Here is a 19,725-nt window from a genome sequence, read left to right on the forward strand (position 1 = left end):
ACGGAACCCGATTTCAGAAGGGATGCTGAATTAGGCAGCAGTCTTCTGGGTGGCCTGCTTGATCAGGCGCTCTGCGGTCTCGGAAGCCTGCGCGCCAACGCCCTTCCAGTAGTTCACGCGGTCCAGAGCAACGCGCAGACCCTCTTCGCCGCCACGGGCGTTGGGGTTGTAGAAGCCCAGGCGTTCGATGAACGAACCATCGCGACGCACGCGCTTGTCGGCGGCAACGATGTTGTAGAACGGACGGGCCTTGGAACCGCCGCGAGAGAGTCGAATGACGACCATGATTTTCCTTCGGGTGGGCGCAGCCACCACACAATTAACTAGACAATGAATGGCTGCACATGTTTTGCGGCGTTTGAGACACGCGACATGGCCACCCGGCCAGCGACACGCCGTAAAACCAGCGATTATATCCAACTTCCCTTTCCATGCCTACCATTCGCTCAAGCCTGGACGGCGATCTCGCCGCCATCACCTCTATTTACCGCCACCACGTGCTGCACGGCACGGGCACGTTCGAGACCGATCCCCCTGCCGAATCGGACATGGCCACGCGCCGCGCGGACGTGCTGGCCAAGGGCCTGCCCTATCTGGTCGCCGTGGACGAACAGGGCCAGGTGCTGGGCTTTGCCTACGCCAACTGGTTCAAGCCGCGCCCGGCCTATCGCTTCTCCGCCGAGGATTCCATCTACGTGCATGACGCGGCACGCGGCCAGGGCGTGGGCCGCCTCCTGCTCGATGCGCTGTCGCGCGAATGCGAGGCGGCCGGCGTGCGCAAGCTGCTGGCGGTGATCGGTGACTCGGCCAATGCCGGCTCCATCGGCGTGCACCGCGCCGCGGGCTTCACCCCGGCGGGCACGCTGAGCTCCATGGGATGGAAGTTCGGCCGCTGGCTGGACATCGTTCTCATGGAGAAGACCCTGGGAGACGGCAACCGCAGTTCGCCCGAATAATGGGCGCATGAACCGACCCAGCACGCCTTTGCCTCAGCCCGCTCAAGCACAGCAGGGGGCTGCGCGCTCCAAAAGCAAGACCCTGACGACCTGGCTGGCCTTTGTCGGCGGGCCGCTGGGGCTGCACCGCTTCTATCTGCATGGCTTCGGCGACTGGCTGGGCTGGCTGCTGCCCGTGCCCACGGCGCTGGGCGTATACGGCATCGAGCGCGTCCAGCAACTGGGGCAGGACGACCAGCTCAGCTGGCTGCTGATTCCGCTGCTGGGCTTCACCATCGCCGGCTGCGCGCTGCGCGCCATCCTCTACGGGCTGACCGACACCGAAGCCTGGAACCGGCGCCACAACCCCGGCATTGACGAGCAGGCGCAGGCCGGGCGCACGGGCTGGTCAACCATCTTTGCCATTGCGCTGTCCCTGATGCTGGGCGCCGCCGTGCTCATGGCCAGCATTGCCTACAGCTTCCAGCACTACTTCGAGCACCAGGTGGAGGAAGCGCGCAAGATTTCGCAGTGAAGTTTTCGCTGTGGTGCGCCAGCGCGTGCCTCCACCCAAAAAGAAAGACCGCCATTGGCGGTCTTTCTTTTTGGAGGCACTTGCCTTGGCTCAGTACAGCTGGAGACTGATCCAGTAGGCAATGGAAGCCACGAAGGCGCTGGCAGGAATCGTCAGCACCCAGGCCCAGACGATGTTGCCCGCCACGCCCCAGCGCACGGCGCTGGCGCGCTGGGTGGAGCCCACGCCGACGATGGCGCCCGTGATGGTGTGCGTGGTCGAGACCGGCACGCCCAGGAAGGTCGCGAAGAACAGCGTCAGCGCGCCACCGCTTTCGGCGCAAAAGCCTCCCACGGGCTTGAGCTTGGTGATCTTCTGGCCCATGGTCTTGACGATGCGCCATCCGCCGAACATGGTGCCCAGGCCGATGGCCAGGTAGCAGCTGACGATGGTCCACAGCGGCGGCTCCGCGTCGCCGGCATTGGCATAGCCGGTGGCGATCAGCAGCAGCCAGATGATGCCGATGGTCTTTTGCGCATCATTGCCGCCGTGGCCCAGGCTGTAGGCGCCGGCGGAGACCAACTGCAGCCGGCGGAACCAGCGGTCCACCCGGTTGGGAGCGGCGCGGCGGCAGATCCAGGCCACCAGCACCATCATCAGCGAGCCCAGCAGGTAGCCCAGCAGCGGCGAGACGAAGATGAAGGCCACGGTCTTCCAGATGCCGCTGGCGATCAGTGCGCCCGCGCCAGCCTTGGCGATCACGGCGCCCACGATGCCGCCGATCAGCGCATGCGAGGAGCTGCTGGGGATGCCGTAGTGCCAGGTGATCACGTTCCAGGCAATGGCGCCGACCAGGGCGCCGAAGACCACGTGCGTGTCCACGATGCCGGGCTGGACGATCCCCTTGCCCACAGTGGCCGCCACGCTGAGGTGGAAGACAAAGACCGCCACCACGTTGAAGAAGGCCGCGAAGGCCACGGCCTGCGTGGGCTTGAGCACGCCCGTGGAGACCACGGTGGCGATCGAGTTGGCAGCATCGTGGAAGCCGTTCATGAAGTCGAACAGCAAGGCCAGCACCACCAGCAGGATCACGACCCACAGGGCCGCTTGTACGGATTCCATAACGAAACGACTCCGCGAGGGCTCAGGAATTCTCGAGGACGATGCCCTCGATCAGGTTGGCCACGTCCTCGCAGCGGTCGGTCACCGTCTCCAGCAGCTCGTAGATGGCCTTGAGCTTGATGACTTCGCGCACATCGGGCTCTTCGCGGAACAGCTTGCTCATGGCCGAGCGCATCACGCGGTCGGCGTCCGATTCGAGGCGGTCGATTTCCTCGCAGGTCTTCATCGCCGCGTCCACCACCGATGGATCGGAGATGCGCGACAGCAGCTTGACCGCATCGCGCAGCCGCTCGCAGCAGCGCACGCACAGGTCGGTCAGGCGCGTGATCTCATCCGTCATGTGGCGCACGTCGTACAGCGCCATGGTCTCGGCCGAGTCCTGGATCAGGTCGGCCACGTCGTCCATGGTGTTGATCAGCGAGTGGATCTGCTCGCGGTCCAGCGGCGTGATGAAGGTCTTGTGCAGCGCCTTGGTGACGTCATGCGTCACGCGGTCGGCGGCACGCTCGGCGTTGTTCACGTCCTCGTTGTACTTCTCGCGAAGATGAGGATCGTTGTAGTTGGCGACAAGCTGCGAGAAGGCATGCGCGGCATCGACGATGCGGTCGGCATGCTGGTTGAACATCTCGAAGAAATTGCCTTCGCGTGGCAATAGTTTGCCAAAAAGCATGAATGCTCCTTACCGGGAAAAGTGGGAACCAGGCGACTCACTGCGTCACATTGCGGATGCTTGGCATGGCTTCCCGGCTTGAACGGGGCGAAGTGTACTCTTGAGTCCCAAGCGCGTTTTTGCGCGCCGGCGCGCCGCCTTGTCAGCCGCTGCGAAAAATAAAATACACCGCGCCAACCATGCACAGGCCGGCCCAGAGGAAGTCCCATTTGAGGGGCTGGTTCAGGTAGAGCACGGCAAAAGGCGCGAACACCGACAGTGTGATCACCTCCTGGATGATCTTGAGCTGCGCCACGCTGAACTGCGTGTGGCCTATGCGGTTGGCGGGCACCTGCAGCAGGTACTCGAACAGCGCAATGCCCCAGCTGACAAGGGCTGCCACGTACCAGGGCGACGAGGCGTGGTTCTTCAGGTGCCCATACCAGGCAAACGTCATGAAGACATTGCTCATGGCCAGCAGGACCACGGTCTGCAGCCCGACAGGGATGTGTTGGAGCCAGTTCATGTGAGGTGCGCCCGGGTGCTGGAAGGCCTGAATTATCGCGCCCGCAGCGCCAGAAGCTGGATTTTCGATTTCTTTCCAAAAATTGCTTTTTTGCGCGAATTTTCTCGAAAAACCTGCTTCATCGCACAGATACGCAACATCCCGCATCGATGGGCATTCGATGAATCTTCATCAAATCGTCATATTTTTGCCATATCCCGTCGATGGCACGGGACATTCCAGCAACCTGTGCGCAGGCGGCTGCCCCGGAGTTCACTCGCCCAGGTAGGCGGCCCGCACGCGCGGATCGCTGAGCAGGGTCTGGCCTGGCCCGGTCATGGTGATCAGGCCGGACTCCATCACATAGCCGCGATCGGCCAGCGCCAGCGCACGACTGGCGTTCTGCTCGACCAGCACCAGCGTCACGCCCAGCGCATGCACATCGCGCACCACCTCGAAGATCTTGTCCACCATGATGGGCGACAGGCCCATGGAGGGCTCGTCCAGCAGCAGCACCTTGGGCTGGCTCATCAGCGCGCGCGCCATGGCCAGCATCTGCTGCTCGCCGCCCGACATGGTGCCGGCCAGCTGGTCGCGGCGCTCCTTCAGGCGCGGGAAGATGCCGAACATGCGCTCGATGTCGGCGGCAATGCCGGCCTTGTCGTTGCGCGTGTAGGCGCCCATGAGCAGGTTCTCGGTGATGGTCATGCGCGCGAACACGCCGCGCCCCTCCGGCACCATGACCAGGCCCTGGGCCACCAGATCCCAGGCGCCCACGTTGCGGATGCTGCGGCCCAGGTAGTGCACATCGCCATCCGCCATCTGCAGGCTGCGCGTGACGGCCTTCATGGTCGTGGTCTTGCCCGCCCCGTTGGAGCCGATCAGCGAGACCAGCTCGCCCTGGCGGACCTCGAAATCCACGCCCTTGACGGCCTGTATGCCCCCATAGGCCACCTTCAGTCCCTGGACCTTCAACAGCACCGGCGCGGACACGCCCTTGTCTTGCACTTGCTCACCCATGGTTCAGTGTCCTCCGGTGCCCAGATAGGCTTCGATCACCTTGTCATTCTTCTGCACCTCGGCCGGCGTGCCTTCGGCGATGGGCTTGCCATAGTCCAGCACGGTGACGCGATCGCACAGGCCCATGACCAGCTTCACGTCGTGCTCGATCAGCAAGATGGTGCGCTGGTCCCGGCGGATGCGGTCGATCAGCTCGCGCAGCTGCACCTTCTCGGTGGCGTTCATGCCGGCGGCAGGCTCGTCCAGCGCGATCAGTTGCGGGTCGGTGGCCAGCGCCCGCGCGATCTCCAGGCGGCGCTGGTCGCCGTAGCTCAGCGTGCGGGCCTTGAAGTCGGCGTATTTGGAAATACCCACGTAGTCCAGCAGTTCGCGGGCCCGCGCGCGGATCGCGGCTTCCTCGGCCTTGAAGCCTGGCGTGCGGAACACCGCGCCGATCAGGCCCGAATGCGTGCGCACATGGCGCCCGACCATCACGTTCTCCAGCGCCGTCATCTCGGCAAACAGCCGGATGTTCTGGAAGGTGCGCGCAATGCCGGCCTTGGCCACCTTGTGCACGGCCGAGGGCTCGTAGGTCTTGCCGGCCAGCTCGAAGCTGCCGCTGTCGGGCGTGTACAGGCCCGTGATCACGTTGAAGAAAGTGGTCTTGCCCGCGCCGTTGGGACCGATCAGGCCGTAGACCTGGCCACGGCCAATGGTCATGCCCACATCGGACAGGGCCTGCAGTCCGCCAAAGCGCTTGGAAATGCCCGAAACCCTGAGCACCGGGGAGGTGGAGCCGTTGTCTGCCGTGTTCGCCATCTGCGTTGTCTCCATGCTCAGGACTGGTGCGGCAGGTTCTTGCCATGCTCGGGCGACGGCCACAGGCCGCGCGGACGCATCAGCATGATGACGATCATGGCCAGCGCGATCAGCAACTGGCGCAGGATGGAGGCGTCAAGCCGCCCGTCGGTCATCTGCTGCAAGGGACCGGCCACATAGCGCAGCACCTCGGGCAGGGCCGACAGCAGCACCGCCCCCAGGATCACGCCCGGCAGATGGCCCAGGCCGCCGAGCACCACCATGGCCACGATCATGATGGACTCCATGAGGCTGAACGACTCGGGCGAGACGAAGCCCTGGAAGGCAGCGAACATGGCGCCCGAGACACCACCGAAGGAAGCGCCCATGCCGAAGGCCAGCAGCTTCATGTTGCGCGTGTTGATGCCCATGGCCTTGGCGGCGATCTCGTCCTCGCGGATGGCCATCCAGGCGCGGCCGATGCGCGAGTCCTGCAGGCGCCAGCAGATCACGATGCTGACGAGCACCAGGAAGAGGAACAGGTAGTAGTACAGCGTGACCGAGCTGATGTCGTAGCCGAAGATCTCCTGGCGCTTGGCCAGGTCCAGGCCCAGAATCTTCACCGAGTCGATCTGGCCTATGCCCTTGGGGCCGTTGGTGATGTTGACCGGCTGGTCCAGGTTGTTCATGAAGATGCGGATGATCTCGCCGAAACCCAGCGTGACGATGGCCAGGTAGTCCCCGCGCAGCTTGAGCACCGGAATGCCCAGCAGTATTCCCGTGATGCCCGCCAGCAGCGCCGCCAGCGGTATCACCAGCCAGATGGAGGTATGCAGCCCGTCAGGGAACATGGCGGCAAAGCCCTCGAAGGTCTCCGCCAGATGCGGCGAGGCCATCAGCGCGAACATGTAGGCGCCCACGGCATAGAAGGCCACGTAGCCCAGGTCCAGCAGGCCTGCATAGCCCACCACCACGTTCAGGCCCAGTGCCAGCAGCACATAGAGCAGGGCCAGGTCGGCGATGCGCACCCAGGCATTGCCGAAGTACTGCAGCACCAGCGGCAGCACCATCAGCGCCAGGCCGCCCAGAATCCATTGCACGGTCTTCTTGCTGTTCATGCGGATCTCCTCAGGCGCGGTCGGCCACACGCTCACCCAGCAGGCCCGAGGGGCGCAGCGTCAGGATGATGATGAGCACGATGAAGGCGAAGATGTCGGTGTAGTGGCTGCCCAATACGCCGCCCGTGAGGTCGCCGATGTAGCCAGAGCCTATGGACTCGATCAGCCCCAGCAGCATGGCGCCGACCACGGCGCCGGCCAGGTTGCCGATGCCGCCGAACACGGCCGCTGTGAAGGCCTTGAGCCCCGGCAGAAAGCCCATGGTGTGGTGGGCCGTGCCGTAGTTGGAGGCATACATGATGCCCGCGATGGCCGCCAGCACGGCGCCGATGATGAAGGTGGCCGAGATCACCAAGTCAGGCTTGACGCCCATCAAGGCCGCCACGCGCGGATTCTCGGCCGTGGCCCGCATGGCGCGCCCGAGCTTGGTGTAGTTGACCAGATAGGTCAGCGATGCCAGCGCGATCGCCGTGACCACGAGCACCAGGATCTGGGTGGGCGTGATCACCGCCGTGCCGATCTCGAAGGGCGTGCTCGGCAGCAGCGTGGGATAGGCCTTGTAGTTGGGCTTCCAGATGATCATGGCCAGCGTCTGCAGCAGCAGCGAGACGCCGATGGCCGTGATCAGCGGCGCCAGGCGCGGGCTGCTGCGCAGGCGGCGGTAAGCCACTTTCTCGATCACGAAATTCAGTGCCGCGGCCACCACGCAGGCGATCACAGTCGCCAGCAGCAGGATCAGCCAGCCCGGCGCACCGGGCATGGCCTCCTGCATCAGGCCTATGCAGCTCCAGCTGGTCAGCGCGCCGACCATGAGCACCTCGCCATGGGCGAAGTTGATGAGCTGGATGATGCCGTACACCATGGTGTAGCCCAGGGCGATCAGGGCGTACATGCTGCCCAGGACCAATCCGTTGATGACCTGCTGAAGCAGTATGTCCATATGCGCTCTCCCCTTTAGTCCAGGATGGAGACATTCAGCGTGCCTCGCATCCAAACGAACGGAGCCAGCAATGCCATGGTGGTGGAAGCTCTCCCGCCGCATCCTGGCTTGTGGCCCGGAAACCGCAGGGGATTGGCGATTCTAGGCACCCCCCGGTGGCCTGCAACGCCTTGTTGCAGGGGGGTTTCCCGAGGCTTTACAAGCCACGTGCTCTTATGTAGCACTGCAGCAATTTGCCGTAGCCAGCATGAACTCCTACCATCAACGGCAGTGCCGCCAGCCCGAGGTGGCCACGGAGAACCCCGATGAAATACCACGGCAGCTGCCACTGCGGCGGCATCGCTTTCGATGTGGAAGGCGAACTCACCCAGGCCATGGCCTGCAACTGCTCCATCTGCGCACGCAAGGGCGCGCTCATGTGGTTCGTTCCCCGCGAACAGCTGCAGCTGCAGACGCCCGATGAACAGATGCGGACCTACACCTTCAACCGGCACCTGATCCAGCACCGCTTCTGCCCGACCTGCGGCATCCATCCGTTCGGCGAGGCCATCGATCCCCAGGGCCGGCACATGGCGGCCGTCAACGTGCGCTGCCTGGAAGGCGTGGACCCCGAGGCGCTGCGCATCACGCGCTACGACGGGCGATCGGCCTGAGGCTGGCTGCAGGCCCGCAGCGCTTGTTCCTCCACATCGCGCAGGCGGTCCTTGCCGAAGTAGATCTCGTCGCCAACAAAAAAGGTGGGCGATCCGAAAGCGCCACGGTGGAAGGCCTGCTCGGTATTTGCCAGCAGCCGGGCCTTGACTTCGGGCGTCTGGCTTGCGGCGATCAGGGCTGGGGCGTCCAGGCCCGCCCCGGACAGCTCGGTGCCGATCACCTGGGCATCGTCCATCTTGCAGCCCTTCTCCCACATACTGGAGAACACCGCATCCACATAACGCTCGAAGCAGCCCAGGCCCTGCGCCGCCACGGCCCCGCGCATGATTTGCAGGGTGTTGACGGGAAAGTGCGGATTCATCCGGAAGCGCGTGAGCCCATGCCTTTGCACGAAACGCTGCAGTTCCAGCGCCTCATAGGCGCGCTTGTTGGGAATGTCGGCATTCGCCTCGGCCGGTGAGCGGTTGTTGGCCAGTTTGAACAGGCCGCCCAGCAGGACCGGCACATAGTCGAAGCGGATGCCGCTGCGCGCCTCGATTGCGGGGATGACCTGGTGGCAGAGATAGGCGTTGGGGCTGCCGAAGTCGAAAAGGAATTGCACGTTGGGTTTCATGGCACGGCCTGCATCAAATGGGATGGAACATCGAAGCGAAGGGGCTGAAGCGGCTGAGGGGGCGGAAATGGCTGAAGGGCCTACCAGGACTCCATCCAGGGGCGGATTTCGGTTTCATGCGTCCAGGCATCGCGCGGCTGCTGGTGCAGTTGCCAGTAGAGGTCGGCGATGTGGTCGGGATTGAGAATGCCGTCCTGCTGCTTGAGGGCATAGCGCTCGGGAAAGTTGGTCCGGATGAACTCCGTGTCGATGGCGCCGTCGATCACGGGGTGGGCCACATGGATGCCCTTGGGCCAGAGCTCGCGCGCCATGCTCTGGGCCAGCGCACGCAGGCCGTGCTTGGCACCGGCAAACGCCGCAAAGCCCTCACGCCCGCGCAGGCTGGCGGTGGCGCCCGTGAAGATGATGGTGCCCCGGCCGCGCGGCAGCATCACCCTGGCCGCCTCCCGCCCCATCAGGAAGCCGGCGAAGCAGGCCATCTCCCAGACCTTGAAGTAGACGCGCGCCGTGGTCTCGGTGATGCCGAAGCGCACGTTGGCGCCGATGTTGAAGACGGCGACCTCGATGGGAGCGATCTCGGCCTCGATCTTCTGCACCAGGGCCACCATTTCCTCTTCCTTGCGCGCGTCGCTGCCAAAACCATGGGCCTGGCCACCGGCGGCGCGGATCTGTTCGACCAGGGGCTGGAGCTTGTCCGCATCGCGGCGCGTGACGCAGGCGATATAGCCTTCGCGCGCAAAACGCCGGGCGATGGCGCCGCCCGTGGCGTCGCCAGCGCCGATCACGAGAATGGCTTTCTTGTCGGTCATGGGATCTCCGTGGATGATTGGTCAGTTCATTTTTTGAACCCAATGCACGGTAGGTTTAAAATCAGAACCCGTCAAGCGGGGAACTGCCCAATGAAATGGAACGAACTGGAAGAGGAGCGCTGCTCCATCGCACGCACGGTCTCGGTCATCGGCGACCGCTGGACACTGCTGGTGCTGCGCGACTGCTTTCTGGGCGTACGCCGTTTTGATGAATTCCTGGGACGCCTGGGCATTTCACGCCCCATGCTGTCGGACAGGCTGGCCAGGCTGGTCGAGGCAGGCGTGCTCAAGAAGGTGGCCTACCAGGAGGCGCCGGTACGGCACGAGTACCGCCTCACGCCCAAGGGACTGGACCTGCATCCGGTGGTCATGGCCATCGTGCACTGGGGTGATGTACACATGTCCGGCGAGGAAGGCCGGCCCGTGCTGCACCGGCATACGGTGTGCGGCCACACGTTCGACCCCCTGGTCGTCTGCTCGGAGTGCCACGCCCCCCTGCACGCGCGCGACGTGGCGGTGGAGCCCGGCCCGGGCGCCTAGCCCCGGCACCGGCCTGCCCTCAGCGGCTTCGGCTATGCGCCGCCAGCCTCTTCGTCCCACTTGCGCAGCACGGCCAGCTTCTCGCCGATCTTGATCTCCAGGCCCCGGGGCACGGGCTGGTACCAGCCCGGCTCCGCAATGCCTTCGGGCAGATAGGTCTCGCCGGCCGCGTAGGCGTTGGGCTCATCGTGCGCGTAGCGGTATTCATGGCCGTAGCCCAGCTCCTTCATGAGCTTGGTGGGCGCGTTGCGCAGGTGCACGGGCACCTCGCGGCTCCTGTCCTGCTTCACGAAGGCCCGGGCCTTGTTGTAGGCGTTGTAGCCGGCGTTGCTCTTGGCGGCCATGGCCAGGTAGATGACGGCCTGGCCCAGCGCCAGCTCGCCTTCGGGGCTGCCCAGGCGCTCATAGGTCAGGGCTGCGTCGTTGGCGATCTGCATGGCGCGCGGATCGGCCAGGCCGATATCCTCCCAGGCCATGCGCACGATGCGCCGCGACAGGTAGCGCGCATCGGCGCCGCCATCGAGCATGCGCGTGAGCCAGTACAGCGCCGCATCGGGATGGGAGCCGCGCACGGACTTGTGCAGGGCCGAGATCTGGTCGTAGAAGTTGTCGCCGCCCTTGTCGAAGCGCCTGGCATTCAAGGTCAGCGCGTTCTGCACGAACTCGGCATCGATCCGCGTGACGCCCGCAGCGCCGGCCGCCGTCTGGCATTGCTCCAGCAGGTTCAGGAACCGCCGGGCATCACCATCGGCATAGCCGACGATGGTGTCCCGCGCCAAGTCGTCGAACTCCAGGCCGCCCAGGGCCTTTTCCTGCGCCCGCAGCAGCAGTTGCCTGAGTTCATCGTCGGTCAGGGATTGCAGCACATAGACCTGCGCGCGCGACAGCAGGGCCGAGTTCACCTCGAAGGAAGGGTTTTCCGTGGTGGCGCCGATGAAGGTGACCAGCCCGCTTTCCGCATAGGGCAGCAGCGCATCCTGCTGGGACTTGTTGAAGCGGTGGATCTCGTCCACGAAGAGGATGGTGTGCCGGCCCATGGCCAGGTTCTGCTGCGCCTGCTCCATGGCCGCGCGGATGTCCTTGACCCCGGAGAACACCGCAGACAGCGCAATGAACTCGCACTTGAAGGCCGTGGCCGTGAGCCGGGCCAGCGTGGTCTTGCCCACGCCGGGCGGCCCCCAGAAGATCATGGAATGCGGCTTGCCTGACTGGAAGGCCAGGCGCAGCGGCTTGCCCTCGCCCAGCAGGTGTGACTGGCCCACGACCTCGTCCAGGGTCTTGGGCCGCAGGGCTTCGGCCAGTGGTGCGGAGGGCTCCTGGGTGAACAGATCAGCCATGGGCCAGCTCCGTCGCAGGCAGCGCCGCGCAGAAGGCGCTCGGCAGCCCATGTGCCGGATTCGCTGCCGAGGGGAACAGATGCAGTTGCAAAACCATGACGCCATTGTCCACGCCATAGCGGCAGCGGGTGCGCCAGCCCCTGATGCCTGTACCTGGCCGCGGGGGATGAAGCCATGGATCGCCAGCTGGGATCCTGGCCATCGCCTGCAGGCATGTCACTCACATGACATGAATGGTTTGCATGCATCTCATCAAGAGCAATCACTGACATTTTTCACCCGCTTCGGGCCGCCGCCCTAAAATGCTGCCCTTTGCGGAGCCGGCCGCGCTGCATGCGCGGCCATCGGGCCTGCGCCATTGCTGCCCCATCGCTCCGCGCCTCCCACCGTTTCCGGAACTGCCTGCCATGCGGCAAGGCGGGACCTTTTCATTTCTGCATCCATGCAAACACTCAAGACCCGGGACCTTATCGCCCTAGGCTTCATGACCTTTGCGCTGTTCCTCGGCGCGGGCAACATCATCTTTCCGCCCATGGTCGGCCAGGGAGCCGGCGAGCACGCGGCCGCTGCGGCCACGGGCTTTCTGCTCACGGGCGTGGGCCTGCCGTTGCTCACCGTGGTGGCGCTGGCGCGCGTGGGCGGCGGGCTCGATGCGCTGACCTCGCCCGTGGGCCGCAAGGCCGGCATGGTGCTGGGCCTGCTGATCTATCTCATCCTCGGCCCGCTGTTTGCCACGCCGCGCACGGCCACCGTGTCGTTCGAGATGGGCTTTGCGCCCTTCGTGGGCCACAGCAGCACTGCGCTGTTCATCTACTCGGCGGTGTACTTTGTGCTGGTCATGGGCCTGTCCCTGTTCCCCGGCAAGCTGATCGACACCATCGGCAAGCTGATCACGCCCGTGCTGATCCTGGCCCTGGTGGTGCTGGGTGCCGCCGCCGTGCTCTTGCCGGCCGGTGCTGCCACCAGCGCCAGCGGCGACTACCTGGTCGCGCCCCTGACCGAAGGGTTTCTGGAGGGCTACCAGACCATGGACGCGCTGGGCGCCCTGGCCTTCGGCATCGTCATCGTCAACGCCATCCGGGACCGGGGCATCTCCCACACCGGGCTGCAGACGCGCTACGCCATCATCGCGGGCGTGATCGCGGCCGTGGGCCTGGGCCTGGTGTATCTGTCGCTGATCCATCTGGGCGCCACCAGCCAGTCCATCGCCCCGCAGGCGCAGACCGGCGTGCTCATCCTCACGCGCTACGTGGATCACACCTTCGGCCCCATCGGCAGCCTGCTGCTGGCCGTGGTGATTTCCCTGGCCTGCCTGACCACGGCCGTGGGCCTGGTCAGCGCCTGTGGCGCCTACTTCAGCGAGATGCTGCGCCTGCCCTACCGCGCGGTGGTGGTGGCCATTGGGCTGGCGTGCATCCTGGTGTCCAACCAGGGCCTGGCCCAGCTGATCGCCCTGTCCGGCCCCGTGCTGGTGGGCATTTATCCGCTGGCCATCGCCCTGGTGGTGTTGAGCCTGCTGTCAGGCCTGTGGCGCAATGCCCAGCGCGTGTTCGCGCCGGTGCTGGCCGTGGCGCTGGTGTTCGGTCTTGTCGATGCCGCCAAGGCGGCCGGCTGGCAGGACTGGCTGCCGGCCTTCCTGAACAGCCTGCCGGGCAACGGCATGGGCTGGGCCCTGCCCGTGGCAGCCACCCTGGTGCTGGCGGCGCTCCACGACCGGCTGCGCCCGGCCCCGGCCACCGCGTTCAGGCCGTCCTGAAACGCGCCATGAGTTCGACCAGCTGATGGGCCTGCTTGCGCAGGCTCTCGGCGGCCGAACTGGTCTGCTCCACCAGCGCGGCGTTCTGCTGGGTCCCCTCCTCGATGCGGACGATGGCGCTGTTGACGTGGCTCACGCCAGCGCTCTGTTCGCCGCTGGAGTGGCTGATGGCGCCGATCATGCGCGAGACCTTGGCAATCACCTCCTGCACCGAGGCCATGGTCGCACCCGCGCTGTCCACCTCCTCGGCCCCCAGGGCCACGCGCTGGGCGTTGGCCTGGATCAGGTCACGGATTTCCCGCGCCGCGCCCGAGCTGCGCTGTGCCAGCGTGCGGACCTCGGCGGCGACCACGGCAAAGCCCCGGCCCTGTTCGCCGGCCCGTGCGGCCTCCACGGCCGCATTGAGCGCAAGAATATTGGTCTGGAACGCAATGCCGTCGATCACCTCGATGATGCTGACCACGCGCTCGGACGCATCCTGGATGCTGCGCATGGTGCCCACGACGGCAGAGATGGCATCGCCACCGCGCGTGGCGATGTCGCTGGCGGACGAAGCCAGCAGGTTGGCCTTCTCTGCGTGATCGGCATTGCCGCGCACGGTGGAGTCGAGCTGGTCCATGGACGAAGCCGTCATCTGCAGGGCCGATGCCTGCTGCTCGGTGCGCTGGGCCAGGTCGCTGTTGCCCGCCGCGATCTGCGAGCTGGCGGATGCCACCTGCTCCGCATTGCCGCGCACTTCCACGACGATGCTGCGCAACTGCTCCTGCATGGCGCCCAGCGCCCGCAGCAGCTGGCCCAGTTCGTCTGGCCCGCCGCTCGCTATGGCATTGGTCAGATGGCCCTGGGCCACCTTCTCGGCCAGCTGGACCGCGCTGCGCAGCGGTGCCACCACGGCACGGGTGATGAGCCAGCCAATGGCCACGCCGGCCACGGCCGCCACCAGCATCAGCACCAGGCTCAGCTCAGTGGCGTGCTTGCCGCTGCTGTAGGCATCGTCGGCCACCGCCTTGCTCTGCGCCGCTATGCCGGCCTTGAGCTGGGAAAGCAGCTCGGCCGGCTCGCGGTCCACGCCGCGCACGGCCATGTCGCCCACCGAGGGGTCGAAGCCCGTGGCCTCGAATTTGTCCAGCCCCACGCGGTAGCCTTCGGCCATCTTGCGGTGCTGCGCCACAAAGCCCTGGGCGATCTCGCGCAGGGAGGCATCGTCCACCAGGGCCAGCAAGGCTGCAGTCTTGTCCTGCACGGCGCGCTCACCGGCCAGAAAGCCCTTCCAGTGCTGCTCGCGCAGCGCGTTGTCCGAGCCGCGCAGCAGCACGTTCTTCCATTCCTGGACCTGGGTTTTGAAGTGGCCTTCCACCTCGGCGGCAAGGCGTTCCGCCGCCATGTGGCGCTGGACATCGCCGTGAAAGACGCCTAGGGATCGATGGGCCGACCAGAGTCCGAAGAATCCGGCAGCGAGGGTGAATAGCAGCGCCATGGCAATGGCGAGCGGCAACTTGCGACTGAGGTTCATAAAGGCATGCGAGAGCCGGCCAGCATGTCCTCGGAGGGACGTCGAAACAATCGCTGGCCGCAGGCCGCCATTGTCTCGACGATATTAGGCAAAACCATTACAAAACCTCACAAACTGCGCACTGCAGCCTGTGACCGGCCTGGATGGTTGCCCGCGCGGCAGCGCGGCTTACTGCTTGAGCACGTCGGCGCCCGCTGGCACCTTGAACTCGAAAGTGGAGGCTGGCAAGGACGCCTGGGTCTGCAGCTGGCTGAAGCGGATCAGCGAACGCTGGCCAAAGCTGTCCAGGATGTCCAGCGCCGAAAGCTGGCCATCGGCCGCAAAGCCCACGCGCACGCTCTTGAGCTGGCCGTTCTTGTCCTTGGGGCTGGCCTGGACCCATTGCAGGCCATCCTGCTCGGGCGCGGATTGCAGATCGAAGTCGGCACTCAACGCCTTGAGATCGTTGGCCGACGCCAGGATGGCGGCCGGCGTGCTGCCCAGGGCCTGGGCCTGGGGGCGCTGCGTGACCTGGTTGAGGTCGGCGTCATAGAGCCACAGCGTCTTGCCGTCGGCGACGATGGTCTGCTCGAACGGCTTGGTGTAGACGAACCTGAACTTGCCGGGACGCTGGAATTCGAACTGGCCGCTGGAGTTCTTGGTGCGCGGCGGCTGGCCATCCTTGGACGGGGCCGTGACGGCCTGGGTGAATTCGGCGCGGCCGGCCTGGGAATTCTTCATGAAGGCTTCCAGGCTCTTGAGGCCATCGGCCCACGAGGCCGTCGCGCTTGCCGCGATCACAACTGCAGTCAACAGACGTTTCATTCTTTCTCCATGATTGCGGGGGAAGCGGACTCATTCCCCGGCGCGCGCGGGCACCAGCACTTCGCGCTGCCCGCTGGCCGTGAGACCGCTGACGAGGCCCGCCTTTTCCATATCTTCCAGCAGGCGCGCCGAGCGGTTGTAACCAATCCTGAGCTTGCGCTGCACATACGAGATGCTGGCCTTGCGGTCCTTGAGTACCACTTCCACGGCCTGGTCGTACATGGGGTCCTTCTCGCCGTTGCCGCCGTCGCCGGACTCCGAGCCGAACTCGCTGTCGCCCTCGGCCGTGCCGCCTTCGAGCACGCCTTCGATGTAGTCGGCCTCGCCCTGCTCCTTGAGGTAGCCCACCACGCGGTGCACTTCCTCGTCCGACACGAAGGCGCCGTGCACGCGCACGGGCAGGCCCGTGCCGCTGGCCATGTAGAGCATGTCGCCCATGCCCAGCAGGGATTCGGCGCCCATCTGGTCAAGCACGGTGCGGCTGTCGATCTTGCTGCTGACCTGGAAGGCGATGCGCGTGGGGATGTTGGCCTTGATCAGGCCGGTGATCACGTCCACGCTGGGGCGCTGGGTGGCCAGGATCAGGTGGATGCCGGCCGCGCGGGCCTTCTGGGCCAGGCGCGCGATCAGCTCCTCGATCTTCTTGCCGACCACCATCATCAGGTCGGCCAGCTCGTCGATGACGATGACGATGTGCGGCAGGCGCTGCAGCGGCTCGGGCTCCTCGGGCGTGAGGCTGAAGGGGTTGGGAATGGATTCCTCGCGCGCCTTGGCCTCGTCGATCTTGGTGTTGTAGCCCGCCAGATTGCGCACGCCCAGCTTGCTCATGAGCTTGTAGCGGCGCTCCATCTCGGCCACGCACCAGTTCAGGCCATTGGCGGCCTGCTTCATGTCGGTGACCACGGGGCACAGCAGGTGCGGAATGCCTTCGTAGACCGACATTTCCAGCATCTTGGGGTCGATCATCAGCAGGCGCACATCGCGGGCCTCGGCCTTGTACAGCAGCGACAGGATCATGGCGTTGATCCCCACCGACTTGCCCGAACCCGTGGTGCCGGCAACCAGCACGTGCGGCATCTTGGCCAGATCGGCCACGACCGGATTGCCCACGATGTCCTTGCCCAGGCCCATGGTCAGCATGCTCTTGGCGTCGTGGTAGACCTGCGAGCCCAGCACCTCGGACAGGCGGATGGACTGGCGCTTGGCATTGGGCAGCTCCAGCGCCATGAAATTCTTGCCGGGAATCGTCTCGATCACGCGGATGGACACCAGGGACAGCGAGCGCGCCAGATCCTTGGCCAGGTTCACGATCTGCGAGCCCTTGACGCCCGTGGCCGGCTCGATCTCGTAGCGCGTGATCACGGGGCCGGGCATGGCGGCGACCACATGCACATCGACACCAAAGTCCTTGAGGCGCTTTTCGATCAGCCGGCTGGTCATCTCCAGCGTTTCGGGCGAGACGCTTTCCTGGCGCTGCTGCGCCGCATCGAGCAGATCCACCTGGGGCAGCTTGCTGTCGGGCAGTTCGGAGAACAGGGGCTTCTGGCGCTCCTTGACCACGCGCACGCTGGGTATCGCAGCCTCCTGGAGCACGGGTTCGATGATCTGCACGGGCTGCGGGTGCTGCACGGCGCTTTCCGTGCGCTCTTCCTGCACCACTTCCTCGCGCTCGCGCGCAGCGCGGCGGCCTGCGGCTTCGTCCCGGGCCTTTTCACGGCGCGCAAAAAGAAAGAGCACCCAGCCGTCCAGGCGTGCGCCCATGGATTCGGCCAGATGACCCCAGGAAAAGCGGAACACCATGGCCAGGCCGATCACGGCCACGCAGATGCCGATCAGGCCCGAGCCCATGAAGCCCAGCCACTGCAGGCTGTGGTACCCCAGCATGTAACCGAAGACGCCGCCGGCCGGGCCGGGCAGCACGCTCTCGAAGCGGTACAGGCGCGTCCACTCCAGTGCGCAGCTCGCACCCAGCAGCAGCAGCAGCCCGCCCCAAAAGCGCAGGCGCCGGCGCCACAGGGGCGGCAGTGGCACACCGTCGCGCGGCACGCCACCGCGCAGCCAGCGCGCAAAGGAAGACAGCCAGGTCTGCAGCGAGGCCAGCACCAGCCACCAGACCGACATGCCGAAACCGAAATAGCAGGCGTCGGCCAGCCAGGCTCCGACGCGGCCCATCCAGTTGGCGACCAGGCGTGCGTGTCCCGCCCCGGAGGTGGACCACGCTGGATCCTGGGGCGAGTAGCTGAGCATGGAGGCAAGCCAGAACACCAGGGCCAGCAGCCCCGCCAGCAGCAGCATTTCGTGGCCGAAGCGCGCCACCATGCCGGGGCGCGCCGCAGACCTGGATTTGCCCTTGGCGGATGTGGAAGCGTTCAGAGCGTTCAATGAGTAAGTCATACGCAGGCGGGAGCTTACCCCAGCCCCCTCGGACTGGCCGCAAAAACAGCCAGGGCGACCCGCAAGCGTAATGCAAGCACTTGCAACAGAGCATGACACCGCCGCATGACGGCGCCACGTCGATCATTTTTGACAATCCGGGCCATTGATCCATATGGCAACGGGAACCTGACTGCGGAGCGATACTCCACAGCTGTTCCCGATGTATCTTTTTTTCTGCACGCCGACTGCCGGCGTGCGCCTTTTTCAAGAACTGCATCCATGTCTTCTACCCAACACGCCAAAGTCCTGATCCTCGGCTCCGGCCCTGCCGGCTACACGGCCGCCATCTATGCCGCGCGCGCCAACCTCAACCCGCTGCTGGTGACCGGCATGGCCCAGGGCGGCCAGCTGATGACGACGACCGAGGTGGACAACTGGCCTGCAGACGTGAACGGCGTGCAGGGCCCCGAGCTGATGCAGCGTTTTCTGGAGCACGCAGAGCGCTTCAAGACCCAGGTGGTGTTCGACCACATCCACAGCGTCGATTTCTCCAAGCGCCCCTTCACGCTGACCGGCGACTCCGGCACCTATACCTGCGACAGCCTGATCATCGCCACCGGCGCCTCGGCCAAGTACCTGGGCCTGCCCTCCGAAGAGGCCTTCATGGGCCGCGGCGTCTCCGGCTGCGCCACCTGCGACGGCTTCTTCTACCGTGAGCAGCCCGTGTGCGTGGTCGGCGGCGGCAACACGGCCGTCGAGGAAGCCCTGTACCTGTCCAACATCGCCAGCAAGGTCACCCTGGTGCACCGCCGCGACAAGTTCAAGGCCGAGCCCATCCTCGTGGACAAGCTCATGGACAAGGTCCGGGCTGGCAAGATCGAGCTCAAGACCCACTTCGTGCTCGAAGAGGTGCTGGGCGACCAGTCCGGCGTGACCGGCATCCGCATCAAGAGCACCCAGGACGGCCATGCCGAGGACATCCAGCTGCAGGGCTGCTTCATCGCCATCGGCCATGCGCCCAACACCGAGATCTTCAAGGGCCACCTGGAGATGGACGAGACCGGCTACATCATCACCCAGGGCGGCCTCAAGGGCTTTGCCACGCAGACCAGCGTGCCCGGCGTGTTCGCAGCCGGCGACGTGCAGGACCATGTCTACCGCCAGGCCATCACCAGCGCCGGCACGGGCTGCATGGCCGCGCTGGACGCCCAGCGCTTCCTCGAACAGGAATAAGCAGGACGCCACCCCGCCCGCCCTGCTCTCCCGCAGGGCGGCAAAAGCCCCTGGCTGCAGCCGTGTTTGGCTGGCCCAGGGGCTTTTCTCATGGAGACGCTATAATCCGTGGCTTTGCTGAATTTGAAGCGCGCCTTGCTTGCATGGCCAGGACACTTTCAGCATGGGGTTACCGCCACCCTTTATGGCGAGGTGAGGTTGCCGGCAAGCCATGCAGCAAATGCAGGGCATCAGCGTCGGCGGCTGTACAACTATCGGAGTGTCCTGATGGCACGCGTATGTGAAGTAACGGGCAAGAAGCCCATGGTGGGAAACAACGTTTCCCACGCCAACAACAAGACCAAGCGTCGTTTCCTGCCCAACCTGCAATACCGCCGTTTCTGGGTTGAGAGCGAAAACCGTTGGGTGCGCCTGCGCGTTTCCAGCGCTGCTCTGCGCCTGATCGACAAGAACGGTATCGACTCCGTGCTCGCAGACCTGCGTGCCCGTGGCCAAGCCTAAATCCCTCAA

General features: G+C 65.3%; 21 protein-coding genes. 7 read left to right on the top strand and 14 right to left on the bottom strand.

Translation table 11 applies throughout. The annotated features are described in order from the left end of the window. Positions 1-30 precede the first annotated feature (30 nt). Positions 31-285 (bottom strand): 30S ribosomal protein S16, encoded by a 255-nt coding sequence (gene rpsP / locus IAE24_RS11130; RefSeq protein ID WP_012207143.1) that lies wholly within the window; start codon positions 283-285, stop codon positions 31-33. A gap of 146 nt (positions 286-431) precedes the next feature. Here rpsP and IAE24_RS11135 point away from each other — a divergent pair, with 146 nt between their 5' ends. Both IAE24_RS11135 and IAE24_RS11140 read left to right on the top strand, forming a co-directional pair. After that, the gene (locus IAE24_RS11135; protein ID WP_013800927.1) at positions 432-956 is read left to right on the top strand and encodes a GNAT family N-acetyltransferase; all 525 of its coding nucleotides are present in this window, start codon (positions 432-434) and stop codon (positions 954-956) included. A gap of 7 nt (positions 957-963) precedes the next feature. Next, on the top strand, positions 964-1,470 hold the full coding sequence (locus tag IAE24_RS11140) for a TM2 domain-containing protein (RefSeq protein ID WP_199960302.1): 507 nt from the start codon (positions 964-966) through the stop codon (positions 1,468-1,470). A gap of 90 nt (positions 1,471-1,560) precedes the next feature. Here IAE24_RS11140 and IAE24_RS11145 read toward each other — a convergent pair whose 3' ends face one another. The 7 genes from IAE24_RS11145 to IAE24_RS11175 form a co-directional block, all read right to left on the bottom strand. Further along, a complete protein-coding gene (locus IAE24_RS11145) occupies positions 1,561-2,571 on the bottom strand; it encodes an inorganic phosphate transporter (protein WP_012207146.1) in 1,011 nt (336 codons plus the stop codon). 22 nt (positions 2,572-2,593) lie between these two features. Continuing rightward, entirely contained in the window at positions 2,594-3,241 is a 648-nt protein-coding gene (locus tag IAE24_RS11150; protein ID WP_013800926.1) for a DUF47 domain-containing protein, read from the bottom strand. A gap of 142 nt (positions 3,242-3,383) precedes the next feature. Further along, complete coding sequence (locus tag IAE24_RS11155; RefSeq protein ID WP_012207148.1) at positions 3,384-3,746, bottom strand: DMT family protein; 363 nt, start codon at positions 3,744-3,746, stop codon at positions 3,384-3,386. Between the two features lie 252 nt (positions 3,747-3,998). Further along, entirely contained in the window at positions 3,999-4,745 is a 747-nt protein-coding gene (locus IAE24_RS11160; protein ID WP_012207149.1) for an ABC transporter ATP-binding protein, read from the bottom strand. A gap of 3 nt (positions 4,746-4,748) precedes the next feature. Next, a complete protein-coding gene (locus tag IAE24_RS11165) occupies positions 4,749-5,543 on the bottom strand; it encodes an ABC transporter ATP-binding protein (RefSeq protein ID WP_199960303.1) in 795 nt (264 codons plus the stop codon). Between the two features lie 17 nt (positions 5,544-5,560). Next, the gene (locus IAE24_RS11170; RefSeq protein ID WP_013800924.1) at positions 5,561-6,640 is read right to left on the bottom strand and encodes an ABC transporter permease subunit; all 1,080 of its coding nucleotides are present in this window, start codon (positions 6,638-6,640) and stop codon (positions 5,561-5,563) included. A gap of 10 nt (positions 6,641-6,650) precedes the next feature. Then, positions 6,651-7,580, bottom strand: coding sequence for a branched-chain amino acid ABC transporter permease (locus IAE24_RS11175; protein ID WP_199960304.1), 930 nt, complete (start codon positions 7,578-7,580; stop codon positions 6,651-6,653). A 305-nt stretch (positions 7,581-7,885) separates the two neighbouring features. Here IAE24_RS11175 and IAE24_RS11180 point away from each other — a divergent pair, with 305 nt between their 5' ends. After that, a complete protein-coding gene (locus IAE24_RS11180; RefSeq protein WP_013800923.1) occupies positions 7,886-8,233 on the top strand; it encodes a GFA family protein in 348 nt (115 codons plus the stop codon). Here IAE24_RS11180 and IAE24_RS11185 read toward each other — a convergent pair. Continuing rightward, positions 8,212-8,847: a 2-hydroxychromene-2-carboxylate isomerase gene (locus IAE24_RS11185; protein WP_065345604.1), complete on the bottom strand. Its 636-nt coding sequence runs from the start codon at positions 8,845-8,847 to the stop codon at positions 8,212-8,214. The genes IAE24_RS11180 and IAE24_RS11185 overlap by 22 nt on opposite strands. Before the next feature lie 80 nt (positions 8,848-8,927). Further along, positions 8,928-9,656 carry an SDR family oxidoreductase gene (locus IAE24_RS11190; RefSeq protein WP_034396773.1) on the bottom strand — a complete coding sequence of 243 codons (729 nt, stop codon included), beginning with the start codon at positions 9,654-9,656 and terminating at the stop codon, positions 8,928-8,930. A gap of 90 nt (positions 9,657-9,746) precedes the next feature. On the opposite strand from IAE24_RS11190, the gene IAE24_RS11195 reads away from it, so the two are divergent. Continuing rightward, positions 9,747-10,196, top strand: a complete 450-nt coding sequence (locus tag IAE24_RS11195) for a winged helix-turn-helix transcriptional regulator (RefSeq protein WP_198819674.1) — start codon at positions 9,747-9,749, stop codon at positions 10,194-10,196. Positions 10,197-10,228: 32 nt separating this feature from the next. Here IAE24_RS11195 and IAE24_RS11200 read toward each other — a convergent pair whose 3' ends face one another. Then, the gene (locus IAE24_RS11200) at positions 10,229-11,533 is read right to left on the bottom strand and encodes a replication-associated recombination protein A (RefSeq protein ID WP_012207157.1); all 1,305 of its coding nucleotides are present in this window, start codon (positions 11,531-11,533) and stop codon (positions 10,229-10,231) included. Between the two features lie 442 nt (positions 11,534-11,975). Between IAE24_RS11200 and brnQ the strand changes: the two genes are divergently transcribed. Beyond that, on the top strand, positions 11,976-13,289 hold the full coding sequence (gene brnQ / locus IAE24_RS11205) for a branched-chain amino acid transport system II carrier protein (RefSeq protein ID WP_013800919.1): 1,314 nt from the start codon (positions 11,976-11,978) through the stop codon (positions 13,287-13,289). Here brnQ and IAE24_RS11210 read toward each other — a convergent pair. The 3 genes from IAE24_RS11210 to IAE24_RS11220 form a co-directional block, all read right to left on the bottom strand. Continuing rightward, the gene (locus tag IAE24_RS11210; RefSeq protein WP_199960305.1) at positions 13,276-14,802 is read right to left on the bottom strand and encodes a methyl-accepting chemotaxis protein; all 1,527 of its coding nucleotides are present in this window, start codon (positions 14,800-14,802) and stop codon (positions 13,276-13,278) included. The two genes, brnQ and IAE24_RS11210, sit on opposite strands and share 14 nt — an antisense overlap. A 168-nt stretch (positions 14,803-14,970) precedes the next feature. Then, entirely contained in the window at positions 14,971-15,606 is a 636-nt protein-coding gene (lolA, locus tag IAE24_RS11215) for an outer membrane lipoprotein chaperone LolA (RefSeq protein WP_013800917.1), read from the bottom strand. Positions 15,607-15,636: 30 nt separating this feature from the next. Beyond that, on the bottom strand, positions 15,637-18,000 hold the full coding sequence (locus IAE24_RS11220) for a DNA translocase FtsK (protein WP_043795743.1): 2,364 nt from the start codon (positions 17,998-18,000) through the stop codon (positions 15,637-15,639). Between the two features lie 261 nt (positions 18,001-18,261). Here IAE24_RS11220 and trxB point away from each other — a divergent pair, with 261 nt between their 5' ends. Next, positions 18,262-19,215 (top strand): thioredoxin-disulfide reductase, encoded by a 954-nt coding sequence (gene trxB, locus IAE24_RS11225; protein ID WP_034396780.1) that lies wholly within the window; start codon positions 18,262-18,264, stop codon positions 19,213-19,215. Between the two features lie 267 nt (positions 19,216-19,482). Continuing rightward, on the top strand, positions 19,483-19,716 hold the full coding sequence (gene rpmB / locus IAE24_RS11230; RefSeq protein ID WP_012207163.1) for a 50S ribosomal protein L28: 234 nt from the start codon (positions 19,483-19,485) through the stop codon (positions 19,714-19,716). Positions 19,717-19,725: the final 9 nt, after the last annotated feature.

It is taken from the genome of Delftia sp. S65 (genome assembly GCF_016516495.1).
In the GTDB taxonomy this organism is placed as follows: domain Bacteria; phylum Pseudomonadota; class Gammaproteobacteria; order Burkholderiales; family Burkholderiaceae_C; genus Comamonas; species Comamonas acidovorans.